At 67.8% G+C, this 15768-nt stretch carries 11 protein-coding genes, 4 tRNA genes and 1 pseudogene; 4 read left to right on the forward strand and 12 right to left on the reverse strand.

The annotated features are described in order from the left end of the window. From lon to VFZ09_RS11290, 6 genes are all read right to left on the reverse strand, one after another. Nucleotides 1–1614 (reverse strand): endopeptidase La (gene lon / locus VFZ09_RS11265; protein ID WP_349257905.1); only part of this gene is annotated, 1614 nt, incomplete at its 3' end. Between the two features lie 119 nt (nucleotides 1615–1733). Beyond that, nucleotides 1734–3041, reverse strand: coding sequence for an ATP-dependent Clp protease ATP-binding subunit ClpX (clpX, locus tag VFZ09_RS11270; protein ID WP_329727533.1), 1308 nt, complete (start codon nucleotides 3039–3041; stop codon nucleotides 1734–1736). Nucleotides 3042–3249: 208 nt separating this feature from the next. After that, the gene (clpP, locus tag VFZ09_RS11275; RefSeq protein ID WP_329727534.1) at nucleotides 3250–3870 is read right to left on the reverse strand and encodes an ATP-dependent Clp endopeptidase proteolytic subunit ClpP; all 621 of its coding nucleotides are present in this window, start codon (nucleotides 3868–3870) and stop codon (nucleotides 3250–3252) included. 35 nt (nucleotides 3871–3905) lie between these two features. Next, nucleotides 3906–5186 carry a trigger factor gene (gene tig / locus VFZ09_RS11280; RefSeq protein ID WP_329727535.1) on the reverse strand — a complete coding sequence of 427 codons (1281 nt, stop codon included), beginning with the start codon at nucleotides 5184–5186 and terminating at the stop codon, nucleotides 3906–3908. A gap of 118 nt (nucleotides 5187–5304) precedes the next feature. After that, nucleotides 5305–5386, reverse strand: a tRNA-Leu gene (locus tag VFZ09_RS11285). A 108-nt stretch (nucleotides 5387–5494) separates the two neighbouring features. Further along, nucleotides 5495–5567 (reverse strand) — tRNA-Lys (locus tag VFZ09_RS11290). A gap of 266 nt (nucleotides 5568–5833) precedes the next feature. Here VFZ09_RS11290 and bet point away from each other — a divergent pair. Beyond that, nucleotides 5834–7009 carry a phage recombination protein Bet gene (gene bet, locus VFZ09_RS11295; RefSeq protein ID WP_329727536.1) on the forward strand — a complete coding sequence of 392 codons (1176 nt, stop codon included), beginning with the start codon at nucleotides 5834–5836 and terminating at the stop codon, nucleotides 7007–7009. 39 nt (nucleotides 7010–7048) lie between these two features. Here bet and VFZ09_RS11300 read toward each other — a convergent pair. The 6 genes from VFZ09_RS11300 to VFZ09_RS11325 form a co-directional block, all read right to left on the reverse strand. After that, nucleotides 7049–7122, reverse strand: a tRNA-Arg gene (locus VFZ09_RS11300). A 21-nt stretch (nucleotides 7123–7143) separates the two neighbouring features. Beyond that, a tRNA-His gene (locus VFZ09_RS11305) sits at nucleotides 7144–7217 on the reverse strand. Nucleotides 7218–7444: 227 nt separating this feature from the next. After that, nucleotides 7445–8014 (reverse strand): hypothetical protein, encoded by a 570-nt coding sequence (locus VFZ09_RS11310; RefSeq protein WP_329727537.1) that lies wholly within the window; start codon nucleotides 8012–8014, stop codon nucleotides 7445–7447. An 8-nt stretch (nucleotides 8015–8022) separates the two neighbouring features. Continuing rightward, a complete protein-coding gene (locus VFZ09_RS11315) occupies nucleotides 8023–9471 on the reverse strand; it encodes an NAD-dependent succinate-semialdehyde dehydrogenase (protein ID WP_329727538.1) in 1449 nt (482 codons plus the stop codon). Nucleotides 9472–9552: 81 nt separating this feature from the next. After that, on the reverse strand, nucleotides 9553–10266 hold the full coding sequence (locus tag VFZ09_RS11320; protein ID WP_329727539.1) for a YjjG family noncanonical pyrimidine nucleotidase: 714 nt from the start codon (nucleotides 10264–10266) through the stop codon (nucleotides 9553–9555). A 41-nt stretch (nucleotides 10267–10307) separates the two neighbouring features. Continuing rightward, the gene (locus VFZ09_RS11325) at nucleotides 10308–11171 is read right to left on the reverse strand and encodes a hypothetical protein (RefSeq protein ID WP_329727540.1); all 864 of its coding nucleotides are present in this window, start codon (nucleotides 11169–11171) and stop codon (nucleotides 10308–10310) included. Between VFZ09_RS11325 and VFZ09_RS11330 the strand changes: the two genes are divergently transcribed. The 3 genes and pseudogenes from VFZ09_RS11330 to VFZ09_RS11340 form a co-directional block, all read left to right on the forward strand. Beyond that, complete coding sequence (locus VFZ09_RS11330; RefSeq protein WP_329727542.1) at nucleotides 11170–11592, forward strand: helix-turn-helix domain-containing protein; 423 nt, start codon at nucleotides 11170–11172, stop codon at nucleotides 11590–11592. The genes VFZ09_RS11325 and VFZ09_RS11330 overlap by 2 nt on opposite strands. A 2331-nt stretch (nucleotides 11593–13923) precedes the next feature. Next, nucleotides 13924–15252, forward strand: coding sequence for a hypothetical protein (locus VFZ09_RS11335; protein ID WP_329727541.1), 1329 nt, complete (start codon nucleotides 13924–13926; stop codon nucleotides 15250–15252). After that, a pseudogene (locus VFZ09_RS11340) lies at nucleotides 15242–15768 on the forward strand (hypothetical protein); the annotation flags it as partial. The gene VFZ09_RS11335 and the pseudogene VFZ09_RS11340, both read left to right, overlap by 11 nt.

Here is a 15768-nt window from a genome sequence, read left to right on the forward strand (position 1 = left end):
GCGCACGTAATAGCGCACGATGTCGCGCAGCGCGCTTTCCGAGATGCTGATGTCCTCCGGCTTGAGGCCGTTGTTCTTCTGCGCCTTGGGTACCAGATAGCGGTTGGCGATGTTGATCTTCTCTTCTTCCATGTAACTGGAAACATGGATGATCTCCATGCGGTCCAGCAGCGGCTCGGGAATATTCAGCGTATTAGCCGTCGCGACGAACATCACGTCGGAGAGGTCGTATTCCACCTCGACGTAATGATCGACGAAGGTACTGTTCTGCTCGGGATCGAGCACCTCGAGCAGCGCCGACGACGGGTCGCCGCGGAAGTCGGTGGACATCTTGTCCACTTCATCGAGGAGGAACAGCGGATTACGGACCCCCGTCTTCGCCAGGTTTTGCACGATCTTGCCCGGCATCGAACCGATATAGGTGCGCCGGTGGCCGCGGATCTCGGCCTCGTCACGCACGCCACCCAGGGACATGCGCACGAACTTGCGATTGGTGGCGCGGGCAATGCTTTGCCCGAGGGAGGTCTTGCCCACGCCCGGCGGCCCCACGAGACAGAGAATAGGGCCCTTGAGCTTCTTGACGCGCTGCTGGACGGCCAGGTACTCGAGGATGCGCTCCTTGACCTTGTCGAGGCCGAAGTGATCCTTCTCGAGCACCTGCTCCGCTTCGCCCAGTTCCTGATTCACGCGCGTGCGCTTGCGCCACGGCGCCTTCAGCAACCAGTCCACATAATTCCGCACCACGGTTGCCTCGGCCGACATGGGCGACATCAACTTGAGCTTGTTCAGCTCCGACATGGCCTTGTCGCGGGCTTCCTGCGGCATCCCGGCGCGCACGATGCGCTGCTCGAGCTCGGCGATCTCGTTCGGGGCATCTTCCATGTCCCCGAGCTCCTTCTGGATCGCCTTCATCTGCTCGTTCAGGTAGTACTCGCGCTGGCTCTTCTCCATCTGCTGCTTGACGCGACCACGGATCCGCTTCTCGATCTGCAGCATGTCGATCTCGGTCTCGATGAGCGTCATCACGTGCTCGAGCCGCTCGCGGACGGTCTCGATCTCGAGCACCTTCTGCTTCTGCTCGAGCTTCAGCGCCATGTGGGCGGCCACGGTATCGGCGAGCCGCCCGGGCTGATCGATGCCGGCGAGGGAGGTCAGGATCTCGGGCGGCACCTTGCGATTCAGCTTGACGTAGTTCTCGAACTGGGAAATCAGTGACCGCTTGAGCACGTCCGCTTCGCGTGTCGTGACGTCGAGCTGGTCCTCCACGAGGGTGATGTCGGCGGAGAAGAACTCGGCGCCGCGGGTCTTGGTGAGGTTGGCCCGCGTGCCGCCTTCGACGAGGACCTTCACGGTGCCATCCGGCAGCTTCAGGAGCTGCAGGATCGTGGCGAGCGTCCCGACCCGGTAGATGTCCTCCAGGGAAGGCTCGTCGACATCGGCCTGCTTCTGGGCCACCAGCAGGATCTGCTTGCCGGCCTGCATCGCCTCGTCCAGCGCCTGGATCGACCGTGCGCGGCCGACAAACAGGGGAATGACCATGTGCGGGTAAACGACCACGTCCCGCAGCGGCAGGATGGGGACGTTCAGGCGGTGCTGCGTATCGGCGTCAGACATCATTCTCTCCTTGCATCAGAGTCCCGCCGCCCCCTCCGGGGGCCGGTCGGCGCAGCAGACTCAAGCAGGCGGGGTCACGCAGACGGGGCGTGGCGCCTCTCCGGTCCCGTGGCGGCAGCCTAGTTGCTGCCCGAACCCGCCGCTCTCCGTTCCTCCTGAACGGCCCGCAGGGGCGCAGTCTCCTCGGACTCAAAGATGATGTACGGCTTCGTCTCGCCAGTCACCACGGCTTCGTCGATGACGACCTTGCGGGCGTTCCGCAGCGACGGCAGGTCGTACATCGTGTCCACGAGGATGTTCTCCAGGATCGTGCGCAGGCCACGGGCGCCGGTCTTTCTCTGCATGGCGCGCTGTGCCACGGCACGCAGGGCGTCTTCCCGGAACTCGAGTTCCGCGCCTTCCATCTCGAACAGCAGGCGATACTGCTTGGTCAGCGCATTCTTGGGCTCGACCAGGATGCTGATGAGCGCGGCTTCGTCGAGTTCCTCCAGCGTCGCGACGACGGGCAGGCGGCCGACGAACTCCGGGATCAGCCCGAACCGGATGAGGTCCTCGGGCTCCACGTCGGTGAGCAACTGGCCGATGGGCGCGTCTTCCGTGCTCCGCACGTCGGCGACGAAACCAATGCCGCTCTTCTGCGAGCGCTTCTGGATGATCTTCTCCAGTCCGGCGAAGGCGCCGCCGACGATGAACAGGATGTGCCGGGTGTCCACCTGCAGGAACTCCTGCTGCGGGTGCTTGCGGCCCCCCTTCGGCGGCACGTTGGCGACGGTGCCCTCGATGATCTTCAGCAGCGCCTGCTGCACGCCCTCGCCCGACACGTCGCGGGTGATGGACGGGTTCTCCGACTTGCGGGCGATCTTGTCGATCTCGTCGATGTAGACGATGCCGCGCTGGGCCCGCTCGATGTCGTGGTCGGCGGCCTGGAGCAGGTTGACGATGATGTTCTCGACGTCCTCACCCACGTAGCCGGCCTCGGTGAGGCACGTGGCGTCCGCGATGGTGAAGGGCACGTTGAGGATGCGCGCCAGCGTCTGCGCCAGCAGCGTCTTGCCACTGCCCGTGGGGCCCAGCAGAAGGATGTTGCTCTTCTGCAGCTCCACGTCGTCCATGGCCACCTTGGACTCGATGCGCTTGTAGTGGTTGTGCACCGCCACCGAGAGCGTCTTCTTCGCCCGCTCCTGGCCGATCACGTACTCATCGAGGATGGCCTTGATCTCACTGGGCCGCGGAATGCGCAGCTTCGTGTCCTTGGTCTCCTCGCGGTCGATCTCCTCCGCGATGATGTCGTTGCACAGTCCGATGCACTCGTCGCAGATGTAGACCGTCGGTCCCGCGATGAGCTTCTTCACCTCTTTCTGCGACTTGCCGCAGAACGAACAGCAGAGGGACTGGTTGTCTCGCTTCTCCACGTTCTTACCCGCCATGTATGGCCCTCGCTGCAACTGCCTGGAGGTGCGCTCCCCAACCGGCCCGCCCCCCTGCCTTGAAACCAATCTAGTCAGCCCCTGTCCGGGACGTCCACGCACCTGCTGGGTACTTAACAACCCAGGATGACAGGCGCAGAAAACAGAAGCCGGAGACGCGGTGCATCATTCCCCGCGGCTCCGGCCCGTATGCCCCGCCAGGGGGCGCCTACTTGCGCTCGCCCGAGGGCGGCGTCAGTACCTTCCGGGGGTTCTGCACCTCGTCGAGGATGCCGTACGCCTTGGCCTCCGCCGCCCCCATGAAGTAGTCGCGATCCGTGTCCTTCTCCACACGCTCGATCGGCTGGCCGGTGTGCTTGACGATGAGCTCGTTGAGCTTGGCCCGCATGCGGAGGATTTCCTTGGCCTGGATCTCGATGTCCGTGGCCTGCCCGCGCACCCCGCCCAGCGGCTGGTGGATCATGATGCGCGAGCTGGGCAGGGCGTAGCGCTTGCCCTTGGCCCCGGCCAGCAGCAGCACCGCGCCCATGGACGCCGCCTGGCCCACGCAGATGGTGGACACCTGCGGTTTCACGTACTGCATGGTGTCGTAGATGGCCAGACCGGCCGTCACGGAACCACCGGGCGAGTTGATGTAGAGGTTGATGTCCTTGTCCGGGTCCTCGGACTCCAGGAACAGGAGCTGGGCGACGATGACGTTGGCGACGTCATCGTCGATCTCCGTTCCCAACATGACGATCCGGTCCTTCAGGAGCCGGCTGTAGATGTCGTACGAGCGCTCCCCGCGGTGGGTCTGCTCGATGACGTAGGGAACGGGCATGAAGGGCATGACAACCTCGTGAAGGGTCGAAGGAAGAAGAACTCCTAGGAATACTTCGCCTGACCCTTCAGGAATTCAATCGTCTTTTCTTCGCGAAGTCGGAGGCTCAACCCCTCGCGCTCGTTGGGGCCCTTGAAGTACTTGCGGACGACGGAGATGTCCTGCCTGGCCTCCTTGGCCAGCTCCTCGAGCTTCTTCTCCACGTCGGCGTCGCTGGTCTGGATGTTCTCCTTCTGAGCAATGGCCTCGATGAGCAGCGCCCCCTTCACCTCCTGGGTGGCCTCCTCCCGCAGGTCCTCGCGCAGCCGGGCGAAGTCCAGGTTGAGCTGGCGCGGGTCCATGCCCATGCGGGCCATGGCGCGCAGCCGGTTCTCCAGCATGTTGTCGATGGTGCGCTCCACCATCGCCTTGGGCACCTCGAAGGTGTTGCGCTCGATGAGGGCCTTGAGGAGGGCGGCGCGCTCGTCGGCCTGGGCCTTGTTGCGCTTGCCCTGCTCCAGGTCCGCGCGGATCTTCCCGCGCAGCTCGTCCATCGTCTGGGCCTCGCCCGTCTCCTTGGCGAAGTCGTCATTCAGCTCGGGGACGACCTTCTTCTTCAGGCCCTTGAGGGTGAACTTGAAGCGGGCCGTCTTGCCCTTGACGTCCTCCACCCGGTAGTCGGCGGGGAAGGTGTAGTCGACATCCTTGGCCTCGCCGACCTTGGTGCCCTCGAGGGCGGCCACGTTGGACTCGACCAGCTCGCCAGCGGCCAGCTCCACCGTCACGTCGTCGGCCTTGCTGCCGGGGAACTCCTTGCCGTCCACGGTGGCCACGTAGTCCACGCTGGCGAAGTCGCCCATCTGCGCCGTGTCACGGCCCTCGATGTTCTCCAGCCGGGCCATGCTCTCCCGCAGCTGGGTCAGGCGGTCGTCCACCTCCTTGTCCTCCACCTGGGTGGAGGAACGGGTGAGGGGCAGACCCTGGTAGTCCTTGGCCTCCACCTTGGGCTTCACCTCGACGCGGGCCTCGAAGGAGAAGGGGGCGTCGGCCTTGAGGCCGGAGTTTTTGGTCACCTGAGGCGAGGCCACAGCCTCCACCTTGTGCTCCCGGGCGGCCTCCTGCCAGGCGTTCTGCATCACGCGCTGGATGACCTCGTCCTCCACCTGCTCCCGGTAGCGCTGCTCGAGGATGCGGCGGGGAACCTTGCCCTGCCGGAAGCCGGGCAGCTTCACCTGCTTGCCGAGCGCGTTGTACGCCCGGGTGAGCTCCTCGGTCACGCGGGAGTTCTCGACCTCGATGGAGAGCTTCTTCTCGATGGGAGAGAGCTCCTCGATCTGGACCTTCATGGGGATGCCTCGCTCGCGCCGGGCACGGCCGGCGTGTCGAATGGGTGAAGAACTGAAAGATGTGGGACGTGCGCGTTTAGGAGATAGGTCCGATCCGGTCAACGCGAAATGGCCGGAGTGGGCGAGGAGGGACTCGAACCCTCACACCTTGCGGTACCAGATCCTAAGTCTGGCGCGTCTACCAGTTTCGCCACCCGCCCGGGGGCTGACCGTGCGTTCTAACCCGAAAACGGGGCTCCGGCGCACGGCAATCCAGGACCCCAAAAAGGAACCGGGGCCCCCTCATCGCTGAAGGGGCCCCGGTCTGTTGAGAGCGGAGGGAATCGAACCCACAACCTATGGATTAAGAGTCCATTGCTCTACCAATTGAGCTACGCTCCCGACTCTTGTGCGCCGCGCCGTTCGTCACCGCGCGTCGACGGGGACGGCTTGTACGGTGCGACGCGGTCCACGTCAAATGCTTTTTTTCGGACCCCCGCGCAACCCCTCCAGAGCCTCTGAGCCGAGCCTGTCTGCCCTCCGAGCTGGCGCTGGACGGATGTTCAGTATCGGGATGCCAACGCACGCCGTCCAGGGTTGAATCCTCCCCGAGGTGCGGGCGGACGGAGGTCGTTCGCCCTTTTCGCAGGCGGAGACAGAGCAGCGGCATGGAAGCACACAACAAGGCGGAAACCGCGCAGGGCCAGTGGAGCCCCGAGCGCGTGGAACTCATCAAGCGGACCATCTGCCCCCGAGGCATCGGGGAGGACGAGTTCGCCCTCTTCATCGAGCAGTGCAAGCGCTCCGGGTTGGACCCGTTGCTGAAGGAGGCCTTCTGCGTGGCCCGGCGGCAGAACGCGGGCAACCGGGAGAAGCCCAACTGGGTGACGCGCTACGAGTTCCAGCCCTCGGAAGCGGGGATGCTGGCGCGCGCGGAGCGCTTCCCGGACTTCAAGGGCATCCAGGCGAGTGCGGTGTACGCCGAGGATGAGATCATCGTGGACCAGGGCAAGGGCGAGGTGGTGCACCGCTTCAACCCGGCCAAGCGCAAGGGCAGCCTGGTGGGGGCCTGGTCGCGCGTGGTGCGCGACGGGAAACTGCCGGTGGTGGTGTGGCTGGACTTCGCGGGCTACGTCCAGCAGACGCCGCTGTGGGCCAAGATTCCCACGACGATGATCGAGAAGTGCGCGCGCGTGGCGGCGCTGCGCAAGGCGTACCCCGAGGCCTTCGGCGGCCTGTACGTGCGCGAGGAGATGCCGGCCGAGGAGTTCGAGCCCACGCAGGCCGAGCCCGCGGCGGCGCACGGCGGCTACGAGGTGCTGGGCGCCCGGCCCGGTCCGGTGAAGGCGTCCTTCCCTCCCCTGCCCACGGCTCCCCGTGAGGCGCGAGAGGAGAAGGAGCACGCTCCGGCCCCGGCCCCCGTTCAGGCCAGGGAGCCGCACAGGGAGGAGACGCACCGGGAGACCGTGCGTGAACCCGAGCCGGTCCGCGAGTCCGTGAAGGCGCGTCCCGCGGCCACCTCCGCCAAGGAGGTCCGCGAGCCCGCGGTGGCCCGGGAGAAGGCGTCCGAGCCCGCTCCGGCCGCCGAGCAGCCGGCCCCGGCGGTGGAGGCCCCGGCGAAGCTGAAGAGCTCGTCGGTGGTGGTGGCCTTCGGTCCGCACAAGGGAAAGACGGCCTCCGAGCTCAGCGACGAGGAGCTGGCCGAGACGATCGACCTGGCTCACGAGAAGCTGATGGAGCAGCCCAAGGCGAAGTGGGCCCGGCCGATGCGCGAGAACCTCGCGGCGCTCGAGACCGAGGCCGAGCTGCGCTGCCGCGTTCCCGCGGTGGACGGCAAGGCCTGAGTGGAGTCGTGGCAGCACCCTCGCAAGGGGGTGCTGCTGCGCGCCCAGAGGGACTTGAACCCCCAACCCTCGGCTTCGAAGGCCGATGCTCTATCCAGTTGAGCTATAGGCGCAAAAAGCGGGGGGATGAGAAGGGCGGCCAACCGGGATCGAACCGGTAACCTCAGGAGTCACAGTCCTGCGCTCTAACCAGTTGAGCTATGGCCGCCGTCACGACGAACAACCTGCGCTGGAACAACCGCGCTGAAACGTGGCGGCTTCCCTACCGTGGAAACCGTTACGGTTCAAGCCCTTTGTCACAACGGAGAGGGTGGCGCGCCAGTCGGGCCCCTGGAGCGAGGCTGCTCACCGTGCGGGAGGTGGCCGCCCGGCTGCCGGTTTGCACTGCGACCGTCTACTCGCTCTGTTCACGTGGGCTACTTCGATTCATCCGGGTCACTGCCTGTCGGCCACCAGCACCGAGGCCAGGTAGAACAAGCGCCCTGGCCTGGGCTGTCCTGGCAACCGGGCGCCCACTTCCTGCATGAGGGCGCCGATGAAGTGGATGTTCTTGGGGAAGATCAGCGCGGCCTGGGCCCGGAAGAGCACGGTGGCATTCAGCGCGCCCTGGTGGAGATGGAAGTGGAGCTCCCGCATGCACTTGGCATCCCCGTCGGAGGTGTGACGGGGCCGTGAGGTGTTGGGGATGGTGATGACGGCGCGCTTCGACGCGGGAAACCGGGTGAGGCAATCGACCACGTTGTCGAGCTTCTCGCGCATGTCCTCCCGGTAGTCCCCCTGGGCACCGCCACGCTGCTCGGAGAACCACCGCTGCTGCTCCGGCCGCAGCTCCCGTCCCAGATTCCACGCGGTATACGCCTCCAGCGCGTCCCGGGAGAACAGCTCGGTTTCGATGAGCCAGTCATCCATCAGGATGTCCTGATGGAAGTTGCGGACCACCGTGCCGTCTCGGGTCAACTCGCTCATCAGCCGCCAGGTGTCACGGCAGGTTCGTGCCGGGTTCATGCGAGGCCTCACAATCCAAAGCAGATGCTCTTCACTTCCAGGTACTCGTCCAGGCAGCCGGGGCCGCCCTCGCGGCCAAGGCCCGAGTGCTTGATGCCGCCAAAGGGCACTTCCGGCGCGCAGATCGACGTCGTATTGGCCCCCACCATGCCGGCCTCCAGCTCCTCGGACATCCGCCACAGCCGGCCCACCTGGGACGTATAGACATAGGCGGACAGGCCGGCATCGGTCTCGTTGGCCCGCGCGATGACCTCGTCCTCGCTGGAGAACCGGTACACCGGGGCCACCGGGCCGAAGATTTCCGTGCGGTAGAGCGCCATGGCCGGGGTCACATCCCGCAGCACCGTCGGCTCGTAGAAGAGGCCGCCCCGGGCCGCCCGCTGGCCACCCACCACGGCCCGGGCGCCCTGGGAGCGGGCCTCGTCGACCAGGGAGGCCACCTTGGCCACCGCCTGCTCGTTGATGAGGGGCCCCACGTCCGTGTCGGGCTCGAAGCCCGAGCCCAGGCGCAACCGGGCCACCCGGGCGGCCAGCTCGGAGACGAACCGCTCGTAGATGGAGTCCTGGACGAAGAACCGGTTGGCGCCGATGCAGATCTGCCCGCTGTTGTAGAACCGCGCGCCAATGGCGGCGTCGGCGGCCTGGGCGAGGTCGGCGTCCTCGAACACGATGAACGGCGCGTTGCCGCCCAGCTCCAGTGCGACCTTCTTCACGCCGCCGGCGGCCTTGCCCATGATGGCCTTGCCCACCTGCGTGGAGCCGGTGAACGAGACCATCTGGACTCGCGGCTCCGTGGTCAACACCTCGCCGACGGCTCCCGCGCTGGAGCAGGTGACCACGTTCAACACGCCGGCCGGGATGCCCACCTCGGCGGCCAGGCGGGCCACGGCCAGGGCGATGAGGGGGGTGAACTCCGAGGGCTTCAGCACCACGGTGCACCCGGCGGCCATGGCGGCACCGCATTTGACGAGCACGGCCGCGGCCGGGAAGTTCCACGGGGTGATGGCGGTGACCACGCCCACCGGCTGTTTGATGGTGAGGTTGCGCACGCCCGCGTTGTTGACGGGCAGGGTGTGGCCCTGGGCGCGCCTGTTCTCCTCCGCGAACCACCTCAGGCTGGCGGCGCCCTGGCTGAGCTCGTCCCGGGCCTGCCGCAGCGGTTTGCCCTGCTCCCAGGTGAGGAGACGGGCGAGATCCTCGCGTGCCTCGAGCAGCGCCCCGGCCCAGGCCTCGATGAGCCGGCTGCGCTCGTTGGCGGGGGAGCGCCGCCAGGTGGGGAGCGCCCGGGCCGCGGCGTCCACCGCGTTGCGCGCCGCGTCCGCCCCCAGGTCCGCGACCTCGGCGATGACCGCGCCGTTGCTGGGGTCTCGAACCGCGAAGCGCGTCTCGCCGGCGATCCACTCGCCGCCAATCCTCGCGCCCGGGGACAGCAGGTGCCGGCGTTCAATCGTCTGCATGGTCATTCCTCGTACCGGGGGACGAGAGGCGCCAGGGAGCGGCGGCCTCCTGTCCCGCACATACCACGGCAGGCAGGCAGCTCACCGGCCTCGCGCCACCAACTCGCACACCTGACGCAGCGCGTGGATTTCGTACTTCGGACGGATGGGCGTCGGGTTGGGCCGCCGCTCGGGGTTGAACCAGCAGGAGTCCAACCCGAAGGCATTGGCGCCCTGCACGTCCGCCTCCAGCCTGTCGCCAATGAACAGCGTGGCCTCCGGGGCCGCGTGGGGATGGCGCTCGAAGGTGTACGCGAAGATGCGCGGGTCCGGCTTGGCGTGGCCGCACTCCTCGGAGACGACCATGAAATCCACCCACGGAGCCAACGCCGAGCACTCCAGCCGCGAGCGCTGCACCTGACTCAGCCCGTTGGTGACGATGCCCACCCGGCAGCCCAGCTCCTGGCGCAGCCGCACACACGCCTCCAGCGCGTCCTCCAGCAGGAAGGAGCACCGCGACAGGTGCGCCACGTACCGCGCGCCGCTGTGCTCCACGTCCACCTCCAGCCCCAACGCCTTCCACAGCCGGTGGAAGCGCTCGGCGTTGAGCCGGGCCTTGGGCAGCACTCCCTGCTCCAACTCCTCCCAGACCCGCTGGTTGATGCGCTGGTAGAGCCCGTACACCTCCTCGAGCGGGCCGGCCGTGGGCCGCTCCCGCAGCACCTCGGCCAACATGGCCTCGAAGGCGTGCCGCTCGGCCCGGCGGAAGTCGAAGAGGGTGTCATCCGCATCGAAGAGGATCAGCTCGTAGGACATGACAGGCTCGGCCTCCTGCCCATGCAGGGGCCCGGTGCTGGCTAGAAGAGGGCGCCCTCGGTCCGCTGCGCCTCGCGCACCTGGGGCCAGCGCTCCCGCAGGAATTGCTGGTGCACGGCCACGGCGTCCACCTCCTCGGAGACGAGCCCCTCGGGCATGCGCCGGTAGCTGGCCCCGGGGCGGCAGCTGGCCTCGTCGAGCGCGAAGTGCACGGCCCGGAAGTCGAAGCTGCGCAGCCCCGCCATGCGCCTGGGCCGCTCCAGGGTGGGCACGCGGTGGCGCATGCGCACGTTGTCGAACACCAGCACGTCCCCGGACCGGGAGGGCGGAGACACCTCCCGCCCCGTCCGGGTGTCCCTCAGCACCGTGCCCTGCAGCTCGCCGTCGTTCTCGTTGGAGAGCGTCAGGATGAGCACCAGCCGGGGCAGCAGTCCCTCGTGCAGGGTGAAGCCGCCATCCTCGTTCTTGCGGTAGTCCAGGTACTCGCCATCGAAGTGCTCGGTGACGGGCTTGCTGCCGCTCGAGTACGTCTGCCAGTTGAGCATGGAGCGGCTCCAGGCCGGCACGTCCGCGCCCAGCAGCGCCCCCAGCACCTCGTCGTGGAAGCGCAGGAAGTGCTCCACCGACTTCAGCCCCTCGAGCGGCACGGTGGGCAGCGGGCTGGGGCCCGCGCTGATCATCATCGCGTGGCTGATGCGCGTGGGCGTGTTGTCGCTGAGGTACACCGCGTGCCGGTCGAGGTTCTCCACCCGGTAGTACCGGGCCGCCATCTCATCGCACTCCCGCTCCAGCGCTCGGAGGAAGGAAGGCTCGAAGATGGCGGGCAGGTAGACGTAGCCCTCCTCTTGCAACTGCGCGCCCAGGCGCGGGGCATCGGAGGTCAGGACCTTGGCACTTGCAGGCATGAGTGGGGCTCCAGGCTCCCACCTCGGAGCAGGGGAGCGGACGGAGGGGAGGATTCCACCTCCATCCAGTCCCTGTCAAAACAGGGAAGGAGGCCAGCGGGGAACGGCGGACGAACCGGAACCGGGGACCTCTGCCGCATCCGTGCCGCAAGGGCCCGCGCGACAAGAAGGGGCTGGAACCAGCGGGGGGGACTCCCCAACGATTCCAGCCCCTTGCAAGGTGCGGCATTCGAGCCCCGGAGCGCGGCTCCTCACCGTCCGGGAGGTGGCCGCCCGGCTGTCCGTCTGCACCGCGACCGTCTACTCGCTCTGTTCACGTGGGCTACTTCGGTTCATCCGCGTGTCCGGGGCCCTCCGCATCGACCCGGCAGGCGTGGAGGCGTTCATCGCGGCTGGGGGGAGTAGCCCAAGCCAAGGATAGGCGGCGATGCAGGCAGCCCGGTGCTATCGCGCGGGGTTGCTCGAACTCATCAGACTCGCACCAAGGTGACAGGGCCAGCCGCCGGGTGCGCAACCGGTGTGAGGCCCCGTCCGCTTCTGGAGATGGGGCTTGCCCATCGTCTTCACCATGACCATCTGGAGGTCTGTCGGACTATCTCAACGGCCCACTCATGAAGGGCGCTGAGAATTCGTCGCTGCGCTAGCCCCCCGGGCAATCCGGGGAAACAAGCTCCGGGCCCTCCCGGAGTGCAATGCCGGGCCCTCCCGGCGGAAGCGGACAAAGGTTCTGGGCTCAAGAAGGTGCTTGCCTTCTTGCGCCTGATTCGAGCCTCTCTCCCTCCGCCAATGGCCTGGAGAGCTCGATGGACGCGACAACAAGGCCGGGGCGAGAAGGAAGGCCGTCATGGCCAGAAAGAGGCACGAGTCTTGCTGCAATTGCGTCGTCGCCCGGCGCTCGTGGTCGTTAGACACAACAAAGCCGGTGCCGAGGCCTGGAGGACGCGGCACAAGGCGAGCTGCTGCGCCAGCTTCCAAGCCACCAAGGCAACCTGTGCCTAAGAGGAACGCCGGTCCCTCTCGAAGTGCCGCTGCAAGGCCACTCTTTGAGGTAGTGGTGCGCGAGGACTACCAAGTGCAGGTCACCCTCCATGCGACAGTGTGGTCAAGGCGCGCGGAAGACGACTGAGGCGCTCGCGTGAGACGTTCCGCGATTCTGATGCCGGGTGGCCGCCAGCAGCGGAAGCCGAGTGTACCTGGTCCGCAGCTCGGGGGGCATCCTTGCCCCCTGCGGCTACGCGAGACGCAAAGCGGCCATGCGGGCCACCCGAGTCAAAGCCGCTGATGCGCCGCTGGCGCGGTGCCCTCCGTCCGGGCAACCGTTGAGCCGGCCAGCTCGAGCATGGGACGCGTACGACGATCTCCCCCCGCTGCGGCGGGGGAATGGCTTGGACCACCCGCCACAAGCGGCCGGAGATGACGCGTTGTGCCTGGGAACATCGGGAGGCGGGCAGGCAAGGCTCGCCAGAGTGCGCGCCGACCCCGCTATCCAGCTAGCGACACCGCTGCTCGCCGGATGGCGCGCGCGAGGTGCGCCTCCCCGTTCTCCGCGAAGCGCCGCGCCAGCCCGGCGGCGCCCCACGCGCCACGCTTCAACGTACTCCATCTCGGCGCGCAGCAGGGCCTTGACGGTGAAGAGCCGCACGTCGCCGAACGGCGAGGGAAACAGCCGGGGCAGCGAGCACGACTCCTGGCCGAGCAGCACCCACACCCGCCCTCAGCGGTCACGAGGGAGGCGGGCATGACCTTCCCCGCCACGTTCAGCACGACGAGGCCCGCCTTGGCCCTCTCCCGCACGTGCTCGTGGATCACCACTGTCGCCGCCGACGAGATGGAGCCCCCTTTCCACCGAAATCACCGGTAGCAGGGGACCCGGTCGGTGATTTCAGGGCCGTTCTCCGCCCGAGCCGACAGCGCGCCGAAGCCAGTGGGCCGTGCTCCATCCTCAAGGGAGCGGTTCCGAGATGCACTTCGCCTCCTCGGTGAGGGCCGTGTGTGGTGGGGTGCTCGACCGCGAAGTTGCTCCTGGAACCGGAGCGTGTTGCGGCTGACCGTGAGGGAGCGGAAGCCGAACAGGTGCTCCCGGGGCCGGCACCACCGGTGGTTGGAGGAGGTTCCCTATGGGCGGTGCTTGGAGTGGTCCCCGGACCCCCGGTGAACCGGTGGAAATGGTCCCCTTCCTGGTCGGGTGGTGACACGCCTCCGCTCCGGAATTGCACGGAGCCACGGACGTCCCCGTCAGACCGGGGGTTGGCCGAGGGTAGGAGGACACATCAGGTAAGCTGTCAGGGGTAGAACCCCGTGCGGTGCACCACGATGGAAACGTCACGTTCTCCAGAAGGACCGAGCGCACATCCGCGTCCCCAGGCCCGCCTCGGGTACTGGCTGCATCGTCGCGTGCGGTGATGGACCGGCTGCCCCCCTGCGAATGGGAGGCCTCGGGCCCATTAGCCCGCTGAGCATGATGGCCCATCCCGGTGCTCATGACGGCTCTCGCTGATCACGACGGGCCGACGCGCGCAGCAAGAGCACCGCTAGCCCGAGAGTGCTGGTGGGCCGACAGCGCGCTTGATGCCATGGGCGCACGCGTTGGCTCGATGAAACACCGGCAACACAGGAAATAACTGACGAAATGTGCGATAGGAAAGCGGAACGACGATTCTGACTTTTCAAGTAGTATTTCGCCCACTCTGTCTCGTCTAACCGGAATTCATGAGAGTTCTGCTAGTCTCTGGGGCCGCTGTTGGAGGCGCCGATGACTTCCGCACTGCTGGTGCTATTGCTGCTGTCCCAGACAGGAGAGGCCGACCTCACTTCCGCGGAGGCCGTACCTCCGCCGCTCCCGGCGTCCTCAACGGGAGGATGGCGCTACCTGACGCGCCTGGAGGCCACCGGGCTGGCGCTGCTGCCACACGGCGGCGTGGGCGGAGTGGAGAGCTACGCCCAACTGACGCCCATGCTGGTGGTGACCGAGGGGGAGGCGTTGGGCCTCAACCTGGGCGCCCCGGTGCGGCTGCGGCTGGCGGGCGGCGAGGTAGGGGCCGGGCTGGTGCGCCGGGAGGACTGGGACAGCCTGTCGGACTGGGGCCAGTTGGTGCATGCCCTCAAGCTGGGCTCGGACACGGCCCCGGTGGGGCTGTGGGTGGGAGCCCTGGAGGGCTACAGCCTCCTCTCCGGGCACCTGGTGCGCCGCTACTCCAACCGGGCCAACCCGGACTACCACCCGGCGGGCGCGTCCCTCACCGGCACCCTGGGCCCCCTCTACGTGGAGGCCTTCGCCTCGGACGTGCTGGGGGCGCGTCTCATGGGGGCCCAGGCCGAGGTGGACTTGCAGCACCTCTTCACCGGGCCGCCCAGGCAGCGGGGCCGGTACACCCTGGGGCTGTCGGCGGTGCATGACTGGGGCAGGGCCGGAGGTGCTTCTCCTCCGGTGACGCTCGCCCACCTGGACGGGACGGCGGTGGTGGTGGTGCGCCCGGGCTTCGAGTTGCACGTGCTGGGCGGTTGGGGAGGCCGCCCCGGTGTGGGCGGCGCCTGGGGTGCGGTTGTCGGAGTGGGGGCGGATGCCCTCTCCGCCGCCCTGGACATGAAGCTGCGGCTGGAGGTGCGGCGGCAGCACGGGGGCTTCCGCCAGGGGTACTTCGGCCCGGACTACGAGTTGGGGCGCCTGAGCGCGGTGGGTCCCTCCGGGCTGCCGCAGGCGCAGACTCCTTTCCCCAACGGGTTTTCCACCTACGCCGAGGCATTGGTGGCCTGGGACGGGGTGCGGTTGGGCGGGCTGCTGCAACGCCACCTGTGCCTCTCCCTGGGCGCGGAGGTGTTTGGCTGGGGCCGGGTGGACGTGGACGGGCGCCTCGCGGCGCAGTTGGCCCACCGCAACCTGGAAGTGGCCCTGAGCGGGCTGGCGTTGGGGCTGGGCCAGCCAGGGGCACGCCACCTGTACTCGGGCCAGGTGCGCTGGCGCTTCGGCCACAAGCTGTACGCGCTGGCCGAGGGCGGCACGCTGCTGTTTCCGGAGGCGGACGGGGCATTGCGCCCGGGTGCCTTCGCCTCGCTGGGCCTGGGGGTGGACAATGCGCGCTGAGACGTGGGCGCGCAGGTGGGCGGTGCTGCTGGGCGCCGTGCTGCTCTCCACCGGCTGCGTCACCCTGGCGCCGCGACAGGGCGGCAGCATCGCCGAGGGCCCCCGCGCGTTCTCCATGTCGCGAGAAGCGGGGGCCAGTACGCCCGCGCCCGAGACGCCCGCCCCTCTTGCTTCCACGGAGGCGGGCGAGCACGCCTTCTCCGGCGAAACGGGCGAGCAGGAGCGGTTGCACCGCCGCCGCAGCGCCCGCGGGCTGGGCCCGGACGCGGCCCTGGCCAGCTCGGGCGAGGCCCCCGCGCCCGAGCTGGCCGGAGTGGGGACTGCCCCCCAAGGCTCGCCCTCGTGCGGAGGGCAGGCCGTGCCCCCGGGCTGGCCCGACTTCTCCTCCAGCCGTGACGAACTGCTGGCGCCCTTCCTCACCTGTACGTCGCCCGGGGAAGTCCTGGCCCTCCAGGAGCGGGTGGACATGCCCCGGCTGGTGGAGGCCCTGGACGACTGGCGCGCCGTACGGCTCGG

Source organism: Archangium sp., from assembly GCF_036277355.1.
GTDB lineage: Bacteria > Myxococcota > Myxococcia > Myxococcales > Myxococcaceae > Archangium.